Raw genomic sequence first — 17,635 nt, forward strand, 5'->3', positions numbered from 1 at the left:
ATTACCCCTGTTTTTCAGCAATCAGTTGCTGGATATTGGCCAGCAGCTCCGCTTCCTGGAACGGTTTACCCATATAGTGCGTTACGCCCAAGCTGAATGCACGTTCACGATGCTTCTCACCGGTACGTGAGGTAATCATGATAATCGGCAAGTCACGGTGAATATCATGGTGACGAACCAGATTGGTCACTTCGAAACCGTCCATGCGCGGCATTTCGATATCCAGCAACATCAGATCCGGTCTGACGTTTTCAAGCTGCTCGATCGCATCCACACCATCTTTGGCAGTCACAATATCATAGCCTTGACGTTCAAGCAGACGCGACGTCACTTTACGTACAGTTACCGAGTCATCGACAATCATTACCAGACGACGTGCATTTGCATTACGCGAACCATCACGCTGATCATTGAGCTGTTTGACACGCTGTGTCGCCTGAATCTGACGGGCAACATTCTGTCCATCGAGAATCAGACAGACCTGACCATCACCCAAAATCGTAGCACCGGCCACCACTCTGACATTGGCAAACTGCTGTCCAATCGGTTTCACCACAATCTGCGCTCGAGAACCGACCAGCTGATCGACCAGTAAGGCAATGGTCTGACCACTATTTCCTTTGATCAACAGCACCGGCAATGAATGCCCAACATTATTCAGACGTGGAATTGGCTGGTTGCCAACAAACTCAGACAGATAACGCAGCTTATAGTTTGCGCCATCGATCTTGAAATAGTCATCTTTACTGTTGAAATAGCTTTCCAATATAGTCGGCGCAATACGTACAATTCGGTCAATCTGCGCCAGTGAAATCGCATATTGCTGATCGCCCACTTTCACCATCAAGGCATCGCTGACCGCCACGGTCGTCGGTACGCGAATCGTAAAGATGGTGCCCTTGCCTAGTTCCGAGCTTACTGACACATGGCCGCCAAGAGATTTGATTTCACTTTGCACCACGTCCAGACCGACACCACGACCAGAAATCTGGGTCACTGCTTTCGCGGTACTGAAACCAGGATGGAAGATAAATTGCAGGATTTCTTCCTGATCAATAACTTGATCCGCTTTGATCAGATCCAGACTCATCGCTTTTTCACGAATCTTCTCCGCATCGATCCCCTTACCATCATCACTAAAGGACACGATTACATCGGTTCCCTGACGACTGATGTTCAAGACAATCGAACCCATTTCCGGCTTGTTCAGTGCGATACGATCTGCAGTATCTTCCAGACCATGGTCAATCGCGTTACGCAGCATATGCTCAAATGGTGTGACCAGACGCTCGAGAATGTTACGATCCAGTTCACCTTCGGTATTCTGTACGATCAGTTCTGCAGGACGGTTCAAGCTGGTCGAGGTTTGACGCACAATACGCTGTAAACGCGGCAACATCCGGTCAAATGGGACCAGACGGGTACGCATCAGGCTTTCCTGAATCTCGGCCTGAATACGGGATTGTTGCAATAACAGTCCTTCGGTTTCGCGAATCTTGTCGGCTAAGGTACTCTTGAAGTCGACCAAATCTGATGCAGATTCTGCCAGTGATTTGGACAGCTGGTTTAGAGAGGAATATTGGTCCATTTCCAGCGGGTCAAAGTCGGCATAGCGCGAGTTCTCTGAACCATGTTTGGCAATAATCTGTGATTCCAGCTCGCCTTCCATTCGACGTAACTGATCAGCAAGACGCTTGATCGCCAATTCCATCTCGTTCAAGGTATTGCCAAGCTGCCCTAGGTCCATCTCGATACGCGAACGGTTAATCGAGTTCTCACCGGACAGGTCAATCATCTTCTCGACCAGATCAGCAGAGATACGGATCATCTCGTTATTGCTATCGCTGGTGCCGCTATTCGCCCACTCACCCATCATCTGTGGCGGTTCAGTACCATCACCTTCAACAAAGCCGAAGTCGGTGCTGACCACCAGATTATCTGTTTTCGCCAGACGCTCAGGCAATTGCGCAGTAACGTCCACATAAGCAATCTTTTTCAGACTGCTGTACAGCTGATCAAAACCGTTATAGTCATGCTGGAAAATCGCCTGTCTTAACCAAACCAGCGTTTTCTGCAATAAGCCATCATAAGCATTCGAGTTAAATTGGTAGACCGCAAACTGTTCGAAAGTCGTTTCCAGCTCATAGGCAATACTGGCCACTTCTTCAACATCAATCATACGTGCGCCACCCTTGATACTATGGGCAGCACGCTGTAATTGCAGCAATAAACTACGGTCACTACGCTGATCAAACCATTGATTGAGGAGCTTCTCGGCATTCGCCAGAATCTCTTCGGATTCTTCCAAGAAAGATTCTTCAACAATCGATTTCAGTTCGTCTTCTTCAGAACGTTCTACTGGTATGTCTTCAGTAGCCTCAGGAGATTCCAAGATTTCCAGTAATTCTTCAGCTTCTGCCAGATCAGTTGCAGGATGTTCAGTCGTTGCTGACTCTTCAAGTTGCGGCTCAGAAATTGATGTCGCTTGGACCTCTGCAACTTCAACTACAGTATTCGCGCTCTCCGCAGCAGCAACAGCTTGTCCAGACACCAGCACCTGAATATTTTGCAGAATCGCAATCGCTTCTGGTGCAGGATAATCAATACCGTCTTCTCGAATGGATTGAATACGATCGGAAACGTTATCCTGAACCAGACGAATAATCTGGATTAAAGCAGGTGTCACGGCAATTTGCTGACGGATCACCCGCTCATAAATACTTTCCAGTTCATGTGCAATCAAACCGATATGCAAAGCTGCAATCATGTTTGCACCACCTTTTAAGGTATGCAAATGACGCATCAGATTGTTCAGTGAGGTTGTATCGTCCTGTTTTTTACTCCAGGTATTCAGATCTTCATCAATCCCTGCCAGCAATTCATCCGCTTCTTCCAGGAAGATACTTAATAATTCTTCATCAAAATCACGGTTGGTTTCAGTACTTTGCTGCTGTTGACGATCCGCAGCGATACGTTGGCTCAAGCCAGCAAAATCCACACTACCAGTCGCGACAGTTTCAGCCACCTGTGTGCTCTCTGAGCTTAGCTCAACATTCTGATTGCTAGTATCTTCAGCAAATATCTCGAGATCCTGCTGCACAAATGCAGACAGTTCACTGAGTATTTTTTGAATCTCATCATTCAGAATGACGCGCTGTCCTGCGGCCAAGGTATCAAATAAATGAATAAATTCCTGGTGCGCCTGTGCGAACAATTCATAGGCATAATCGCTATTTAGCAGTACTGGCTTTTCAAGCAGCGCATCATAAGCCGATTTCAGATCGGCAGTGAATTCATGAATTCCCTGCGCTGCCCGGCTTTCTGTATGTGCTAGCAATTCTGCAGCCTGCTGGCTGAGTGCCTGAATATATTCCGGATAATCGACTTGGGCGCGTTTATCAAATTCAAACTCGGCATCCAATAACAGATCAATATCCAGCTCAACCAGTTTGGACACCAAGCCTTGCGTCTGAATGCTATTGGTTTCAGTAACTGCAAAGCCATAATCATGCCAGACACGCTCAAAGGTGGCGTATACCGCATCCAGTTTTGCAGTATTGCCCTGACGTAGCAGGTGCAGATAGTCACTCACGAACTCCGCATACTGAATCAGCAAAGCAGTTTCTTTTGAAGTAGAAGCAATTTCATCCTGTAGCAAAGTTTTGAACAGATGTTCCACCTTGGAACTGGCTTCAAAAATCTGCTCAATCTGCGCCATCGATGAACTGCCGCGCAAAGTATGAATCGCACGAATCAGCGCATTATAATCTTGTGATTTTTCATCTTCAGTGCGAAGGAAGGTAGCAATCGTATCCAGATGCTCTTCTGCTTCTTCAATAAAGATCGCCACAGTTTCTTCGATATCACTGCGAACCGGTACTTCTACTGGCGCTATTGTTAGCTCAACTTCACTTGGCTCATTGTCTGCAAGCTCAAGACCTGTCATCTGACCTTCAGCGGTCAAATGATCTGCCAATGCCAGTAATTCTTCCAATGCAGGTTCAGGCGAAATTTGTTGTTGTAATTGTTGTCCCAACAGCACCATTGGACGCAGATCGAGATCCAATTGCTGTACATGTTTGAATTTTGGATATAAAGCATATTGATAGACATTCAGTACCGCTTGGGCAAATTTCTGTACCGTCGGTGTTAGCTGAATCGAACCGGACAAAACCCGGTTTAGGGTATCTTCAACCGCCCAGGCCATTTCCCCTGCCGATTTTGCCCCGACCATGCGGCCTGAACCTTTCAGGGTATGAAAATGGCGGCGAATGGTCTTCAGATTTTCTTGATGATCTGGATTGCTCAACCATTCTGGAAATAAAGCATTTAACTCAACGAAGATCTCTTCGATTTCCTCAACAAAAATTTCAAGAATTTCTGCATCTTGGTCAAGATAACTATCTTCAGGAAGCGTTGTCGTTTCAACTAAATTTTTTAATATTTCTTTCATAGCTCATGCTTCTTACGTTATGCCGCCAAGAAGGGCGCTCAAACTTAATTGTGACCGTCACGCGATACCTAACGTATGAAGTTAAGTACATCTTGTCGAGGCTTTATCTGTATTTTCTGAATGTGTCTCAACCGCGGTCAAGACACATTTCCCCATCATGTCTGACTTTATTCTGGTAGTTTAAAGTCAGATACAGATTCACGTAATGCATCGGCCATGTTTGCCAGTTCAGATACCGAACGTGCTGTATCGAAGGTTGCACTGGTAGTTTGCGAAGTAATTTCCTGTACGACATTCATCGTGGTTGCAATATGACCTGCAGATGCTGACTGTAGTTTCGCAGCATCAGAAATGTTCGCAATCAGTTTCGCCAGGTTGTTCGATACCGTTTGAATTTCATCTAGTGCTACACCGGCATCTTTAGACAAGTTCGCACCACGTACAACTTCCGATGTAGTTTGTTCCATCGAAATAACGGCTTCGTTGGTATCCGTTTGAATGGTTTTTACCAGGCCTTCAATCTGCTTAGTTGCAGAAGCTGAACGTTCCGCAAGACGCTGTACTTCATCGGCTACGACCGCGAAACCACGACCTGCTTCACCGGCCATCGACGCCTGAATCGCTGCGTTTAATGCCAGAATGTTCGTCTGGTCGGCAATATCGTTAATCAAGGCTACGATGTTACCAATTTCCTGAGAAGATTCACCCAAACGTTTAATACGTTTTGAAGTTTCCTGAATCTGTTCACGAATCGTGTCCATACCCTCAATTGAGCGATGTACAACATCTGCACCGTTTGCAGCAATTTGTACTGAACGCTCTGCTACCACTGCTGATTCATCGGCGTTGGCAGATACCTGGTCAATCGACAGTGCCATTTCGTTAATCGCTGCAGAAGCACCGGCAATTTCTTGTGCCTGATGCTCAGATGCTTCAGCTAACTGGTTGGTAATGCTTTGTGTAGTCGCGGTGTATTGCGCAACTTCTTGTGAAGTTTCAGTAATACGCGATACCAGGTCACGTAACTGATCGATCGCAAAGTTAATCGAGTCGGCAATCGCACCAGTAAAGTCTTCAGATACTGTTGCATATGAACGCAAGTCACCATCTGCAAGATCGGCAATCTCATCCAGTAAGCGCAAAATCGCATTCTGGTTACGGTCATACTCTTCTTGTAAACGGCCTACACGCTGCTTGTCCGACAAGCCACGCAGAGAAAGCAACTTGAATACACACAGCAAGAAACCGACTAATAATGCGATCAGAAGGACTGCCGGAACAACCGTTTTAAGACCTGAGTTACCCGATAATTTATTCAGGTTGTCCAAAAGCACATCAGATTGAGAAAAAATAGATGCGGCTGCCTGACGAACTTTTACGATCTGTGTAGAGTTTTTCAGAATAATCGCTGATGCAGATTCCAGTACGTCATCATATTCAGCCTTGATGCCTTCCAGAGATTCACGCAGGGTTGGATCAGCAATACGCTGTACACCCAGTTCAGCAGAACCATTTAACTGTGCATTCAGATAAGAACCAAAAGTTTCGGTATCGGCACTGAAGTCATCCGCAGATTCACGTGAACCATCATTACCTGTCAGTACCAAACTGATTGAACGTAAGATACGTTCTGCAATGAATACCTGGTTTTTGGCAATAACCACCTGGTTCGATGGCATATCTTGACGTGCCATCTGGTCGACCATCAAGTTATATTCCGCCTGAATCCCCGGAATCGCTTCACCAATCGCGATGTTGGTGTCGTATAACTGGTTAATAATCTTTTGTTGCGAGGTAATCAGATCAATACTGCTCGACACTTCTGTCCACTGTTTATCAACAGCTTGCAACGCATCATTGTTAGAGTGAATACTTTTAACTGTCTCAAGATTTTCAGCAAAAGCTTTTTGCGAGTCAGTGAGGTTCTTCATGGCCTCAGGCGTACCCGAAGCTGTCGCTTCAGTCGCTTGGCGCGAAATCGTTTGCGAGAGGAGACGCAAATCACCCAGACTTTAAGTGAGTTCGTTGGTACGTGGAACACTATAAAAAAGATACAATAAAGTGATCAGTGCGGCTAAAAGACAGCCTGCTGCTCCATAGATCAGCGGTTTTGATTTTTCACTATCACCAAATACACGTGATAACTGATCTACTTGCGTTTGAATCTTAGCTAAAAAAGCATTACCGCCTTTGCGGCCAGTGCTCTCACCTGTATTTTTCTTTTTAAGTTTAAAGCCCATGCAGCCTCTCCCCGGTTGACGCCTTGCTTACTTTCGAGCGCGACATTTAATTTATAAATTTTATAGATGCGTTCATAAATTTTGGATTTTGCAACAGACGACTGAATAAAAACACATGCCACTGCTGGTTGTGCTGATGGAAAAACCCCTGACAATATTCTTGTAAGTTTTTATCCAATTCAGATTTCTTCGAAAAGAAACTTTTCTTATTGAAATGTTGTATACCCAAAACTTGATCTACGACCAAACCCACATACTGGTCATTATGGTTGATGCATAATACTTTTTGAGTCGGTGAAAATTGACTGCTCTGCCCTGATACATACTGCGTCAGATCAGAAACCGATAACAGTCTTCCCCGGATATTCGCCAGACCCAACACCCATGCTTGTGTCTTGGGTACCGGCGTATATTCTGGGGGATAAATCACTTCTGATACCTCCCCCAGCGGGGCAACAAAATATTGCCCCATCATCTCAAAAGCAATGCCCGACCATCGGTTAACTTCATTGCCATTGGAAACGTAGTTTTTATTCCCCCGTTTCGCAATGCGAAGCAATTCGATAAATCCATTTGCTGCCATAGAGCTTATCCTGCATTGAGGTGCTGCTTAATTACATCTATTAATTGTTTTTCATCGACTGGTTTTATTAGATAATCCGCTGCGCCTTGACGCTTGCCCCATACACGGTCAGTGGCCTGATCCTTGGTACTGACAATCACGATTGGAATATGTTTGGTCGTTGCACCACGTGCAATCTGACGGGTTGCCTGAAAACCATTCACACCCGGCATAACCACATCCATCAGAACTAGGTCCGGCAATTCTGCCTGTGCCATGGTGACGCCATCTGCGCCATTGGCTGCTTCAATCACCTCAAAGCCATGTTTAGAAAGAATCTCTCTAAAGCGAAAAGTTTCTGTCGGTGAGTCATCCACAATTAGGATACGTGCCATGCCAATTCCCCAAAAAAATCAAATATTAAGCACTAATATGGTTACGGATTGCATTGAGCAATTCATCTTTACTAAAAGGTTTGGTCAGGTATTCATCTGAACCCACGACACGACCTTTGGCCTGATCAAATAAGCCATCTTTACTTGATAGCATAATCACAGGAATATTCTGGTAATTCTGAGAGTTTTTGATTAAGGCGCAGGTTTGGTAACCATCTAGGCGCGGCATCATAATATCTACAAAAACGATATCTGGATTTGCTTCGGCAATTTTTGACAAAGCCTCAAAACCGTCTACTGCAGTAATGACCTCATAACCTTCGCGTTGAAGAAGAGTTTCCGCAGTACGACGAATGGTCTTTGAGTCATCAATAACCATAATTTTTAGATTTTGGAATTTATCGTCCATTTGTTTAACCCTTCCCATTTTAGAAACTATATGCCATAAGACTCATAGGATTATTTTATTACGATCGATAAACATTTTTAACATAAAGTCACTTGTATTATCAATGAACATTTTCTACACAAGTAGACAAAATCATTTATTTTTAATAACAGCTTCACATTTTCTTATCGTTATTGGTTTTTTTTTGACTAACGGTAGTTTTTTATTGATAAATTTAAGTCTAATATAACAAGATTATTACTTTAAAATAAGTAATTTAGTCAACTTTAAATTCGGGGAGCCAATGATGAGTCAGTTTTTAAGAAAACTTGCTGTCATTGATAAAAATAAAATGACTGGTCAATTCATTGTTGTTGCGCTGCTATTGTTACAGGTGAGCTTAACGTGTGCGAGTAGTAACCAACTCCCACAAAAAGCCACCTGGTATCGTTATTATGACAGCAAAGGTGTGGCCAATATCAGTACTAACGTCACACCCAATCATATCCGTTATGGCTATGAAGCACTTGACCAGAATATGCAGGTCATTAAGCGAGCGCGTCCTTATAATGCCGAAGCGGATATCAGGCAAGCGCCACAACGTGCCCAACAGGCGCAGCGGATTGCCGAAGACCATAAACTCAAGCGCGCTTATAATAATAGCCAGACCGCTTTACAGAAAAAGAATGACAGCCTGGTGCAGTTAAAAAAACAGATTGATTTCCAGCAAGAACAAATGAAGCAACTGCAAAAAGATCGGGTCATGTTTGTGCGTCAGGAACGCGAATATTTACGTAAAGGTAAAACCCCACCGGCACACCTGAAAACAACATTAGACAATAACCAGAAAAATCTCGTTTCCCAAAAAGAAAATATTCAATCTTTACAAAGTCGCTATCGAAATCTGGAAGCAGAATACGACAAAATTATCGCCCGTTTAAAAGCACTTGAATAAATACAAATAGCTGGCCGTGGTTTTGATCCATAGCACGCTAAAAGGACTCATATGCAAACTGCACCGCATTCTCATGATTTAAATATGCCTTCCCCGCGCTCTATCCTGATCATGAGTGCACTTTGCTTAAATATGTTTTTAGTGGCTTGTGATAAAAATGAACCCGTACAGCAAGCAGAAACACCCAAATCCATTGAAGTCATTCCTCAAGATCTAGTTGCAGTTCAATCTGGCAATTCAGTTCAAAAAACTGCATTCACCGGCACTATTCGTGCAGTCAATCAAAGCAGCATACAAGCACAGGTCTCTGCTACTGCTACCAGCGTAAACGCGCAGGTAGGTCAAACTGTTTCTAAAGGACAGGTGCTGGTACGCCTGAATAATCAGGACAATGCAGCCCGCTTGGCACAGGCACGTGCAAATCTGGCCTCTACTCAAGCGCAAGCCAATCAGGCTCGCAACATGATGCAGCGTAAAAAGCGCCTGCTCGATCAGGGTTTTATTTCAAAAGTAGAATATGAACAAAGTCAGGTCGATTATCAGGCCCAGCTTGAAAATGTCCGCGCCCAGCAAGCCAATGTCGATATTGCCCAGAAAGCAGATCGCGATGGCACCATGACCAGCCCGATCAGTGGCGTGATTACCCAGCGTCAGGTTGAACCCGGCCAAACCGTGGCGATTGGACAAACCCTGTTTGAAATCGTTGATCCAAAACGACTGGAAATTCAGGCACGCGTACCCAGTGATCTGCAATCAGGTTTAAAACTGGGCAGTCAGGTCGAATACACTATTCAAGGGAATCCAAATCGGCTCACTGCCGTAATTAGCCGGATTTCCCCGATCGCAGATCAGGCCAGTCGCCAGATCGAATTCTTTGCCACGCCAAATGAAACAATTCCCTCACTTAGCATTGGCTCCTTTGTCGAAGGCAACATTCTGAGTTCACAACAGATCTCTGGCCAGCTGATTCCATTAGATACTGTCCAGGATATCCAGAGCAAACCCTATGTCTGGGTGATTCGCCAGAATAAAATTATCAAGGTCAATGTTCAGGTTCTAGAACAGCGTTATAGCGACAACATTGCCGTGGTTCAAGGACTGGAAAATGGCGATCAGGTCAGCCGGGTTAAGTTTAGCGAATCCGATCTGCAAAAAACTGTCACCCTTCGCGCCAACTAAAGCCATTCACACAGGATCATTGATATGTGGTTTACCCGAATTAGTGTGAAGTATCCGGTTTTCACCATTATGATGATGTTCTGCCTGATGGTACTGGGACTGGCTTCCTGGCAGCGCATGGGCGTTGAAGAATTTCCTGATGTCGATTTCCCTTTTGTGGTGATCTATACCAACTATCCGGGTGCTTCTCCGGAAACGGTTGAATCGGAAATCACCAAAAAACTTGAAGATCAGATCAATACCATTTCCGGTTTAAAACAGGTGATTTCCCAATCAAGTGAAGGCTTGTCCATCATCACCACCGAATTTAATCTGGATGTGACATCGACCACAGCAGCCCAGGACGTGCGGGATAAAGTCGCCTCTGTGACTGCTGAATTCCGGGATGAAATTCAGGAACCGATTGTTGAGCGTTATGATCCGACAGCAAATGCAGTGATGTCGATTGTATTTGAATCCGACAACATGGATGTAAAAGCGCTCAGTTCTTATCTGGATCAGCGGATTGTGCCACAACTGCGCACAGTTCCGGGAGTCGGAACGGTCAATCTGCTTGGTGATGCGCAGCGCCAGATCCGGATTCAGGTGGAACCGCAAAAACTGCAAGCCTTTGGCATTGGTGTAGATAGCGTGATCAACACCTTAAAAGCCGAGAATATTGAAGTCCCGGGGGGGACGCTTAAATCGGGTAATTCGGAACTGGTCATTGAAATCAATTCCAAAGTGCTGCATCCCCTCGCCTTCGGCGATCTGGTCATTGCCAATAAAAACGGCGTACCAATTTTCCTCAGACAAGTGGCTAATATTCAAGACAGTCAGGCAGAGCTGGAATCCGCAGCTTTTCTGAATGGCAAAACTGCAGTTGCGATTGATATTTTGCGTAGTTCAGATGCAAACGTCATTGAAGTAGTAGACAAGAGCTATGCAACTTTAGAAAGTATTGAGGCGCAGCTTCCCCAAGGCACTACTTTACAAGTAGTGGTAGATTCCTCCAAAAGTATCCGCGGCACCATTGGCGATGTAGCCCGCACCATTATTGAAGGTGCGGTACTGGCTGTGCTGATTGTCCTATTATTTTTAGGCTCTTTCCGTTCAACTGTGATTACCGGTTTGACCCTACCCATTGCACTCTTGGGCACGCTGACCTTTATCTGGGCCTTTGGCTTTAGCATCAATATGATGACTTTGCTGGCGCTGTCCTTGAGTATTGGTCTGCTGATCGATGACGCAATTGTAGTACGTGAAAACATTGTCCGGCATGCCGACATGGGCAAAGACCATGTAACTGCCGCGCTCGATGGCACAAAAGAAATTGGCTTAGCCGTGCTGGCCACGACACTGACCATTGTTGCCGTATTCCTGCCTGTGGCCTTTATGGGCGGAATTATTGGCCGTTTCTTCTACCAGTTCGGGGTCACGGTAAGTATGGCCGTTCTGATCTCGATGTTTGTCAGCTTTACCCTGGATCCTATGCTCTCTGCACACTGGGCAGAAAAGAAAAAAGATCCAAACAAAAAACCAGGTTGGGTGAAACGTTTCTTTAGCTGGATCTCCGGCAAGCTGGATAACTTAAGCCATGTCTATGAAAAATTATTAAAACTGGCCTTACGTTTTAGGCTTATTACCCTGCTGATTGCGGTCGCTTCATTATTTGGTGCTTTGGGTTTATCCAAACTGATCGGCACCGAATTTGTACCGGTCCCGGATAAAGGCGAAATCCGGATCAAGTTTGAAACACCGGTCGATTCATCGCTTGAATATTCACAAGCCAAACTGCAGCAGGTGGATCAGATTATTCGTCAGCATCCGGATGTCAAAGCCACTTATGGGGTGATTAATGGCGCAACTGACCGCGGTAAAAACCATGTCAGTTTACGGGTGACTGTAACGCCGCGTACCGAACGTGAAAAGACCCTGAATGACCTGAATAATGAATTCCGCCAGCGTCTACAATCGGTTGCAGGAATCAGCATTACCTCGGTGGCATCCGCCGATGAAACCGTTTCAGGTGGCCAGAAGCCGATCATGATTTCGATTAAAGGTCCGGATCTAGATGAACTGCAAAAAATTTCCGATCGCTTTATGACGGAAATGGCGAAGATTAATGGCATTGTCGATCTGGAAACTTCATTAAAAGAACCCAAGCCGACTCTTGATGTACAGATCAATCGCGTCTTGGCCAGTGATTTAGGTTTATCGGTCAATCAGATTGCCAATGTAGTGCGTCCGCTGATTGCCGGTGATGATGTCACGACCTGGCAGGATGAAAAAGGTGAAACCTATGATGTGAATCTGCGCCTGACCGAAGACCAGCGCAGCTTGCCTAGCGATTTACAGAATATGTATATCACCTCGAATAAAACCGATGCCAATAATCAACCAGTTCTGGTCCCGCTTTCGAGTGTCGCCAAATTTCAAGAAAAACTGGGCGCCTCGCAGATTAATCGACGTGATCTGGCACGTGAAGTTCTGGTCGAGGCCAATACTTCAGGACGTCCTGCAGGCGACATCGGGACGGATATCAGCCGCTTGCAAGAAAATTTCGATATGCCACCGGGTTATAGTTTCGACACTCAAGGCTCCAATGCCGACATGGCAGAATCCGCAGGTTATGCACTGACTGCGATTACCCTGTCGATTGTCTTTATCTATATTGTGCTTGGTTCGCAGTTCAACAGTTTTATTCATCCTGCAGCAATTATGGCCTCACTGCCATTGTCGCTGATTGGCGTGTTTCTGGCCTTATTCCTGTTTAATTCCACCATGAATCTATTTTCGATTATCGGCATTATCATGCTGATGGGACTGGTGACCAAGAATGCGATTCTGCTGATCGACTTCATCAAGAAGGCCATGGACCGCGGCGAAGACCGTTATGATGCGATTATTGCCGCTGGTAAAACCCGTTTGCGTCCTATTCTGATGACTACCAGCGCGATGGTCATGGGCATGGTGCCACTTTCCCTAGGGCTAGGTGAAGGTGGTGAACAAAGTGCACCGATGGCGCATGCGGTGATTGGTGGGGTAATTACCTCTACCCTGCTGACCCTGGTGGTGGTGCCGGTGATCTTTACTTACCTGGATGACTTTAAGAATTTTATGCTGCGTCAGGCACGTAAAATCATGGCATAATTTAATGCAACACAATGAGGTGACATTCCCAAAAGCTCACCTCATTTTTTATTGTATAATCCCTGCTTTAACGCTTAATTTTTTAGGACAGTTTCCATGCGCGCGAGTCGCTTTTTATTTGCAACGTTAAGAGAAACCCCGAACGATGCTGAGGTTATTTCACATCAGCTCATGCTTCGTGCCGGTATGATTCGTAAGTTGGCTTCAGGTCTATACACCTGGTTGCCGATGGGCGTTCGCGTATTAAATAAAGTTGAAGCGATCGTTCGCGAAGAAATGGACAAAGTCGGTTCACTTCAAGTCTATATGCCGGTGACTCAACCTGCATCTTTATGGGAAGAATCAGGTCGTTATGTACAATACGGTCCTGAGCTTTTACGCTTCAACGACCGCCATGGCAACCCATTTGTTCTCGGTCCGACGCATGAAGAAGTGATCACTGACCTTGCACGTAACGAATTAAAAAGCTACAAGCAATTGCCTGCAAACTTTTACCAAGTACAAACCAAATTCCGTGACGAAATTCGGCCACGTTTTGGCGTAATGCGTTCACGTGAATTCATTATGAAAGATGCCTACTCTTTCCATGCCAACCAGGAATCACTGCAACAAACCTACGACGACATGTATGCAGCCTACTGCAAAATCTTCACCCGTCTTGGTTTAGATTTCCGTCCAGTACAAGCAGATACCGGTTCAATCGGTGGTTCAGGTTCTCACGAATTCCACGTACTGGCTTCAAGCGGTGAAGATGATATCGCATTTTCGACTGAATCTGACTATGCAGCCAATATTGAAATGGCAGAAGCAGTACTTGTCGGTGAACGTGCGGCACCTACACAAGAACTCAAACTGGTAGATACACCAAATCAAAAAACCATTGCAGATGTATCAGCATTCTTGGGTACGAACCCTGCTCATTCAGTAAAAGCCTTATTGGTTCAAGGTGTTGCGACTGAAGAAGGTCAAGATGCACCTGTGGTTGCTTTATTCCTTCGTGGCGATCACGAACTGAATGAAATTAAAGCTGAAAAACATCCTTTAATTGCTGCACCTTTAACATTTGCTACTGAAGAACAACTGCAAGCCCTTGGCTTAACTGCTGGCTTTGTCGGTCCTCAAGGTCTGGTCGAAAAAGGTGTAAGCGTTATTGTTGATCGTGCAGCATCCGTATTGTCTGATTTTGTTGCGGGTGCAAATGCAGCAGATCAACACGCAACTGGTGTAAACTGGGAACGTGATGCACAGTTCACTGAAGTTTATGACCTACGTAACGTGGCTGAAGGTGACCCATCTCCAGATGGTAAAGGTACGCTTCAAATCAAACGTGGTATCGAAGTAGGTCATATCTTCCAGTTGGGTCAAAAATACTCTGAAGCGTTGGGTTGTAAAGTATTGGGTGAAGATGGCAAACCATTTACTGTAACAATGGGTTGTTATGGTATTGGCGTGACGCGTGTGGTGGCCTCTGCAATCGAGCAGAACTTTGATGAGAAGGGCATTATCTGGCCAACTGCCATTGCACCGTTTGAAGTTGCCATTGTGCCGATGAATGCACACAAATCTCCACGAACTATGGAAGCTGCGGAAGCACTCTATGCTGAATTACAAGCTGCAGGTTTTGACGTGTTACTCGATGACCGTAATGAACGTCCGGGCGTGAAATTCTCTGATCTTGAGCTTACAGGCATTCCACACCGTATTGTGATCGGTGAAAAAGGTTTAGATGCAGGTACTTTTGAATATAAAGGCCGCCGTGATGCTGAATCAGTAAATATCTCGAAAGAAGAATTATTGGCGAAGATTGCTAAATAATTTCACTTTCTTATAAAAAATCCCGCATCTGGCGGGATTTTTTATGGCTATCGCACCCTTAACAGAATTTATGTCCACCGAAACAGTTCGGTTTAAAATTCTGGCCTTGTAAAGTTAAATTAGTGAGAGGGAAATCAAGTAGTGCAGGATTTTTAATTTCCTTTACATCAAGCGCACTCCCTAGCACACAACCAAAAACTAGACTCCCACAATCTCGCACATTAGTGGTTAAATCATGGTTAATTCCTGTAATAGTTTGCTTTAAAACAGCATCTGAAATTGGCACACTATATGAAGGTGAAATACTTCCTAAATCTACTTCATCTTCCATGGCCATCCACCATCCTTGTTTTGCCGCGACTGCTGCGCCAGGCCATAAGATGCTTTGGGATTGCAAGGAGAGTGAAGCTGGATTATCTAAATATAAAGCATGAATAAGTCCGAGATTTTGTTTAACGGTAATGTCTGTCTGTAGCCCGGTTAAGTAGCCTGTAATATCTTTATCTAATTTTAATGCTCCATCCAATAATTCTGCTTTTAATGGTCCTTTAAAATCAATACGACCTACTGTCCCTGTCCCTTTTAGTACAACTTCTTTCATTCTTGTTCCTGACACTATCGTAGCAGGAATAGTAAAAGGTGCTGTTGTAGAATTTAACTGGAAAGCATAATTGCTAGATGTGTAATGTAAATCCAGAGGTAATGGTTGACCTAATATAGTGCCTTTTACCGTGCCCTCAATATTCATTCCAGTTGCAGCATAATCCATGACACGAGGAGCGGTTGTTGCAACTCCTGATGAAGATTTTGTTTTCATATAACCACTGAAACTGTTAATACCATTTGGTGTAGCACTATTTTCTGTCCCCATTGTCAATAGACCTGAAATCTTTTCCGCACTTAAACGGAAACCTAAAACTTCACGTGTAGATGCCTGATTTGGATTTTTTATGGCAAATTGTACAAATGGATTAGTAATCAGAGCTGAAGTCGCGGCACGATCCGCGCCATTCGTAGGATTACCACTTAAGGCAATATGATCAATATCAATATCACAGCCGGTTGCACCATTAACACCGCCACACCCGAGTTGTAGCTTTTTTATATTGGTATTAATTTCCATCTCGGCTTCCAGGCCTAATTTATAAAATGAGATATTACTCTGGTCATAAGTAGCTCCTAGATTATCCATCTGGTTAAATCCAGACTGAACCTCCATTGACAATAAAGCCTGCCCATTGACTTCTGAGAGCTCTTGGTCTTCCAATGAGGTTAATGCAGATACCTGACCACTTAGGCCCATCATAGCTACCACTAGACTTTTTAATATTATTTTTTTCATTTTTCTCATCCTGATTTTTAACGTGGTGTGATTCCCATCGTGCTACGAATGGTTCCACCAGTCAGTGCAATACTTGCCATGTTTTGCATATTGCCATTGGTCGCCATGGCAAAATTGGTCTTAAATGGTGTTGCAATATTATTTTCATAATTGAGTTTGACCTGATTATCCAAAGTCACTGTATCTGCACTGACACGAACTTTTGCTTTGACACCCAAATGACCTTCCATCCGGTTAAAGTTAATTGACGAAGTTTTTAATACCCCGGCTGAATCAATATCTTCATTGGCGATACTAAAATAGCTTCCCAGATTATCTTTGTTGGCATTTTCTTCTGCGGTAAGGGGTCTAAACTCAAAGTTTGCATTAAATGACAGGAAGTTGGTATCTGGTGAACTGCTAGTTGGGTCTACACCAGGAATAATCAGAAGTTCACCATTTCCATCAAGTTTAAAAGCAATATTAGTCAGGACATCATCACGTTTAGAAAAATTATCGTGAGGCACATAGCCCCCGCATTTAGTGATCGATGCATTGGTACAATTATATTTAGATCCTGGTAATTGACCAATCGCAAGCTCAGCTTTGGCTCCAATCAGCAGCTTATCAGCGCGAATATAAATACCTTCATCTTTATAACTAATAATTCCTTCTGACTTGATCAAAGCATCGATATTCCTAAAACCAGCATAATAGTTAACAGCCTCACCATGCTCACCATTTTTACCATCAATCAATATAATCGAGGTTGTGCTTGGTAAACCGGTTTTCTTGTCAATTCCATAGCCTTCTGTAGATGCCATAATGTTATAAGCAATTGCTTGCTTATTGTCTGTTCCATAAGTCGTTCCAGACAACGCAACATTGGCATTTAAATTATAAATAGGAATACCGATTCCCCATGAACCACCATCGCCACCAATTTCTGTCAAAGAGTTATCTGATAGGCTTTGTTGCACAAAGATTTGAAATGCAAAGCGCCCCTAATTGAGCCAAATTTAAGGCGTAACTTGGGTAAGTGGTCGACCTAATTCCGTAAATCTGTTGAGGACTGCTACACGTGCATGAATTTCATTCACCTGACTAGGAAAGCTTCTTGCCATTAATTTATCGCCTAATAATTTGATGCAATGCATCTTGGTTTCCACCAAACTGCGGCGATGATAGCCTGACC

The 17,635-nt window shown here is 44.4% G+C and carries 12 protein-coding genes and 1 pseudogene; 4 read left to right on the forward strand and 9 right to left on the reverse strand.

Annotation, left to right across the window (positions count from 1 at the left end; translation table 11 throughout):
* Window position 1: 1 nt before the first annotated feature.
* The 6 genes from AC1P5O_RS08050 to pilG form a co-directional block, all read right to left on the reverse strand.
* On the reverse strand, window positions 2-4,453 hold the full coding sequence (locus AC1P5O_RS08050; protein WP_348939115.1) for a hybrid sensor histidine kinase/response regulator: 4,452 nt from the start codon (window positions 4,451-4,453) through the stop codon (window positions 2-4).
* 167 nt (window positions 4,454-4,620) lie between these two features.
* The gene (locus AC1P5O_RS08055; RefSeq protein ID WP_004731994.1) at window positions 4,621-6,453 is read right to left on the reverse strand and encodes a methyl-accepting chemotaxis protein; all 1,833 of its coding nucleotides are present in this window, start codon (window positions 6,451-6,453) and stop codon (window positions 4,621-4,623) included.
* A gap of 12 nt (window positions 6,454-6,465) precedes the next feature.
* Window positions 6,466-6,693, reverse strand: a complete 228-nt coding sequence (locus AC1P5O_RS08060) for a hypothetical protein (RefSeq protein WP_004731996.1) — start codon at window positions 6,691-6,693, stop codon at window positions 6,466-6,468.
* A gap of 46 nt (window positions 6,694-6,739) precedes the next feature.
* Window positions 6,740-7,276 carry a chemotaxis protein CheW gene (locus AC1P5O_RS08065; protein ID WP_004280709.1) on the reverse strand — a complete coding sequence of 179 codons (537 nt, stop codon included), beginning with the start codon at window positions 7,274-7,276 and terminating at the stop codon, window positions 6,740-6,742.
* A gap of 5 nt (window positions 7,277-7,281) precedes the next feature.
* The gene (locus AC1P5O_RS08070; RefSeq protein WP_004731998.1) at window positions 7,282-7,650 is read right to left on the reverse strand and encodes a response regulator; all 369 of its coding nucleotides are present in this window, start codon (window positions 7,648-7,650) and stop codon (window positions 7,282-7,284) included.
* Between the two features lie 25 nt (window positions 7,651-7,675).
* Window positions 7,676-8,059: a twitching motility response regulator PilG gene (gene pilG / locus AC1P5O_RS08075; protein WP_004280711.1), complete on the reverse strand. Its 384-nt coding sequence runs from the start codon at window positions 8,057-8,059 to the stop codon at window positions 7,676-7,678.
* A gap of 286 nt (window positions 8,060-8,345) precedes the next feature.
* Here pilG and AC1P5O_RS08080 point away from each other — a divergent pair, with 286 nt between their 5' ends.
* From AC1P5O_RS08080 to AC1P5O_RS08095, 4 genes are all read left to right on the forward strand, one after another.
* Complete coding sequence (locus AC1P5O_RS08080; protein ID WP_004732001.1) at window positions 8,346-8,993, forward strand: hypothetical protein; 648 nt, start codon at window positions 8,346-8,348, stop codon at window positions 8,991-8,993.
* Between the two features lie 51 nt (window positions 8,994-9,044).
* Window positions 9,045-10,172, forward strand: a complete 1,128-nt coding sequence (locus AC1P5O_RS08085) for an efflux RND transporter periplasmic adaptor subunit (RefSeq protein ID WP_004732003.1) — start codon at window positions 9,045-9,047, stop codon at window positions 10,170-10,172.
* 24 nt (window positions 10,173-10,196) lie between these two features.
* Window positions 10,197-13,304 carry an efflux RND transporter permease subunit gene (locus tag AC1P5O_RS08090; RefSeq protein ID WP_004732006.1) on the forward strand — a complete coding sequence of 1,036 codons (3,108 nt, stop codon included), beginning with the start codon at window positions 10,197-10,199 and terminating at the stop codon, window positions 13,302-13,304.
* A 96-nt stretch (window positions 13,305-13,400) separates the two neighbouring features.
* Window positions 13,401-15,119: a proline--tRNA ligase gene (locus tag AC1P5O_RS08095; RefSeq protein WP_004732007.1), complete on the forward strand. Its 1,719-nt coding sequence runs from the start codon at window positions 13,401-13,403 to the stop codon at window positions 15,117-15,119.
* A 58-nt stretch (window positions 15,120-15,177) separates the two neighbouring features.
* Here the strand turns inward: AC1P5O_RS08095 and AC1P5O_RS08100 are convergent, their stop codons facing one another.
* The 3 genes and pseudogenes from AC1P5O_RS08100 to AC1P5O_RS08110 all read right to left on the reverse strand — a co-directional run.
* The gene (locus AC1P5O_RS08100; RefSeq protein WP_004732009.1) at window positions 15,178-16,461 is read right to left on the reverse strand and encodes a hypothetical protein; all 1,284 of its coding nucleotides are present in this window, start codon (window positions 16,459-16,461) and stop codon (window positions 15,178-15,180) included.
* 17 nt (window positions 16,462-16,478) lie between these two features.
* Window positions 16,479-17,393 carry a hypothetical protein gene (locus tag AC1P5O_RS08105; protein WP_228719749.1) on the reverse strand — a complete coding sequence of 305 codons (915 nt, stop codon included), beginning with the start codon at window positions 17,391-17,393 and terminating at the stop codon, window positions 16,479-16,481.
* Between the two features lie 66 nt (window positions 17,394-17,459).
* Window positions 17,460-17,635: pseudogene (locus AC1P5O_RS08110) on the reverse strand (IS5/IS1182 family transposase); the annotation flags it as partial.

The organism is Prolinoborus fasciculus (genome assembly GCF_056724605.1).

What these genes read in the sequence shown, in the direction of transcription:
- AC1P5O_RS08100 (WP_004732009.1), bottom strand. Translation starts at nt 16,461, where the DNA reads ATGAAAAAAATAATATTAAAAAGTCTAGTGGTAGCTATGATGGGCCTA.
- AC1P5O_RS08085 (WP_004732003.1), top strand. Translation starts at nt 9,045, where the DNA reads ATGCAAACTGCACCGCATTCTCATGATTTAAATATGCCTTCCCCGCGC.
- pilG (WP_004280711.1), bottom strand. Translation starts at nt 8,059, where the DNA reads ATGGACGATAAATTCCAAAATCTAAAAATTATGGTTATTGATGACTCA.
- AC1P5O_RS08080 (WP_004732001.1), top strand. Translation starts at nt 8,346, where the DNA reads ATGAGTCAGTTTTTAAGAAAACTTGCTGTCATTGATAAAAATAAAATG.
- AC1P5O_RS08090 (WP_004732006.1), top strand. Translation starts at nt 10,197, where the DNA reads ATGTGGTTTACCCGAATTAGTGTGAAGTATCCGGTTTTCACCATTATG.
- AC1P5O_RS08070 (WP_004731998.1), bottom strand. Translation starts at nt 7,650, where the DNA reads ATGGCACGTATCCTAATTGTGGATGACTCACCGACAGAAACTTTTCGC.
- AC1P5O_RS08060 (WP_004731996.1), bottom strand. Translation starts at nt 6,693, where the DNA reads ATGGGCTTTAAACTTAAAAAGAAAAATACAGGTGAGAGCACTGGCCGC.
- AC1P5O_RS08065 (WP_004280709.1), bottom strand. Translation starts at nt 7,276, where the DNA reads ATGGCAGCAAATGGATTTATCGAATTGCTTCGCATTGCGAAACGGGGG.
- AC1P5O_RS08095 (WP_004732007.1), top strand. Translation starts at nt 13,401, where the DNA reads ATGCGCGCGAGTCGCTTTTTATTTGCAACGTTAAGAGAAACCCCGAAC.
- AC1P5O_RS08050 (WP_348939115.1), bottom strand. Translation starts at nt 4,453, where the DNA reads ATGAAAGAAATATTAAAAAATTTAGTTGAAACGACAACGCTTCCTGAA.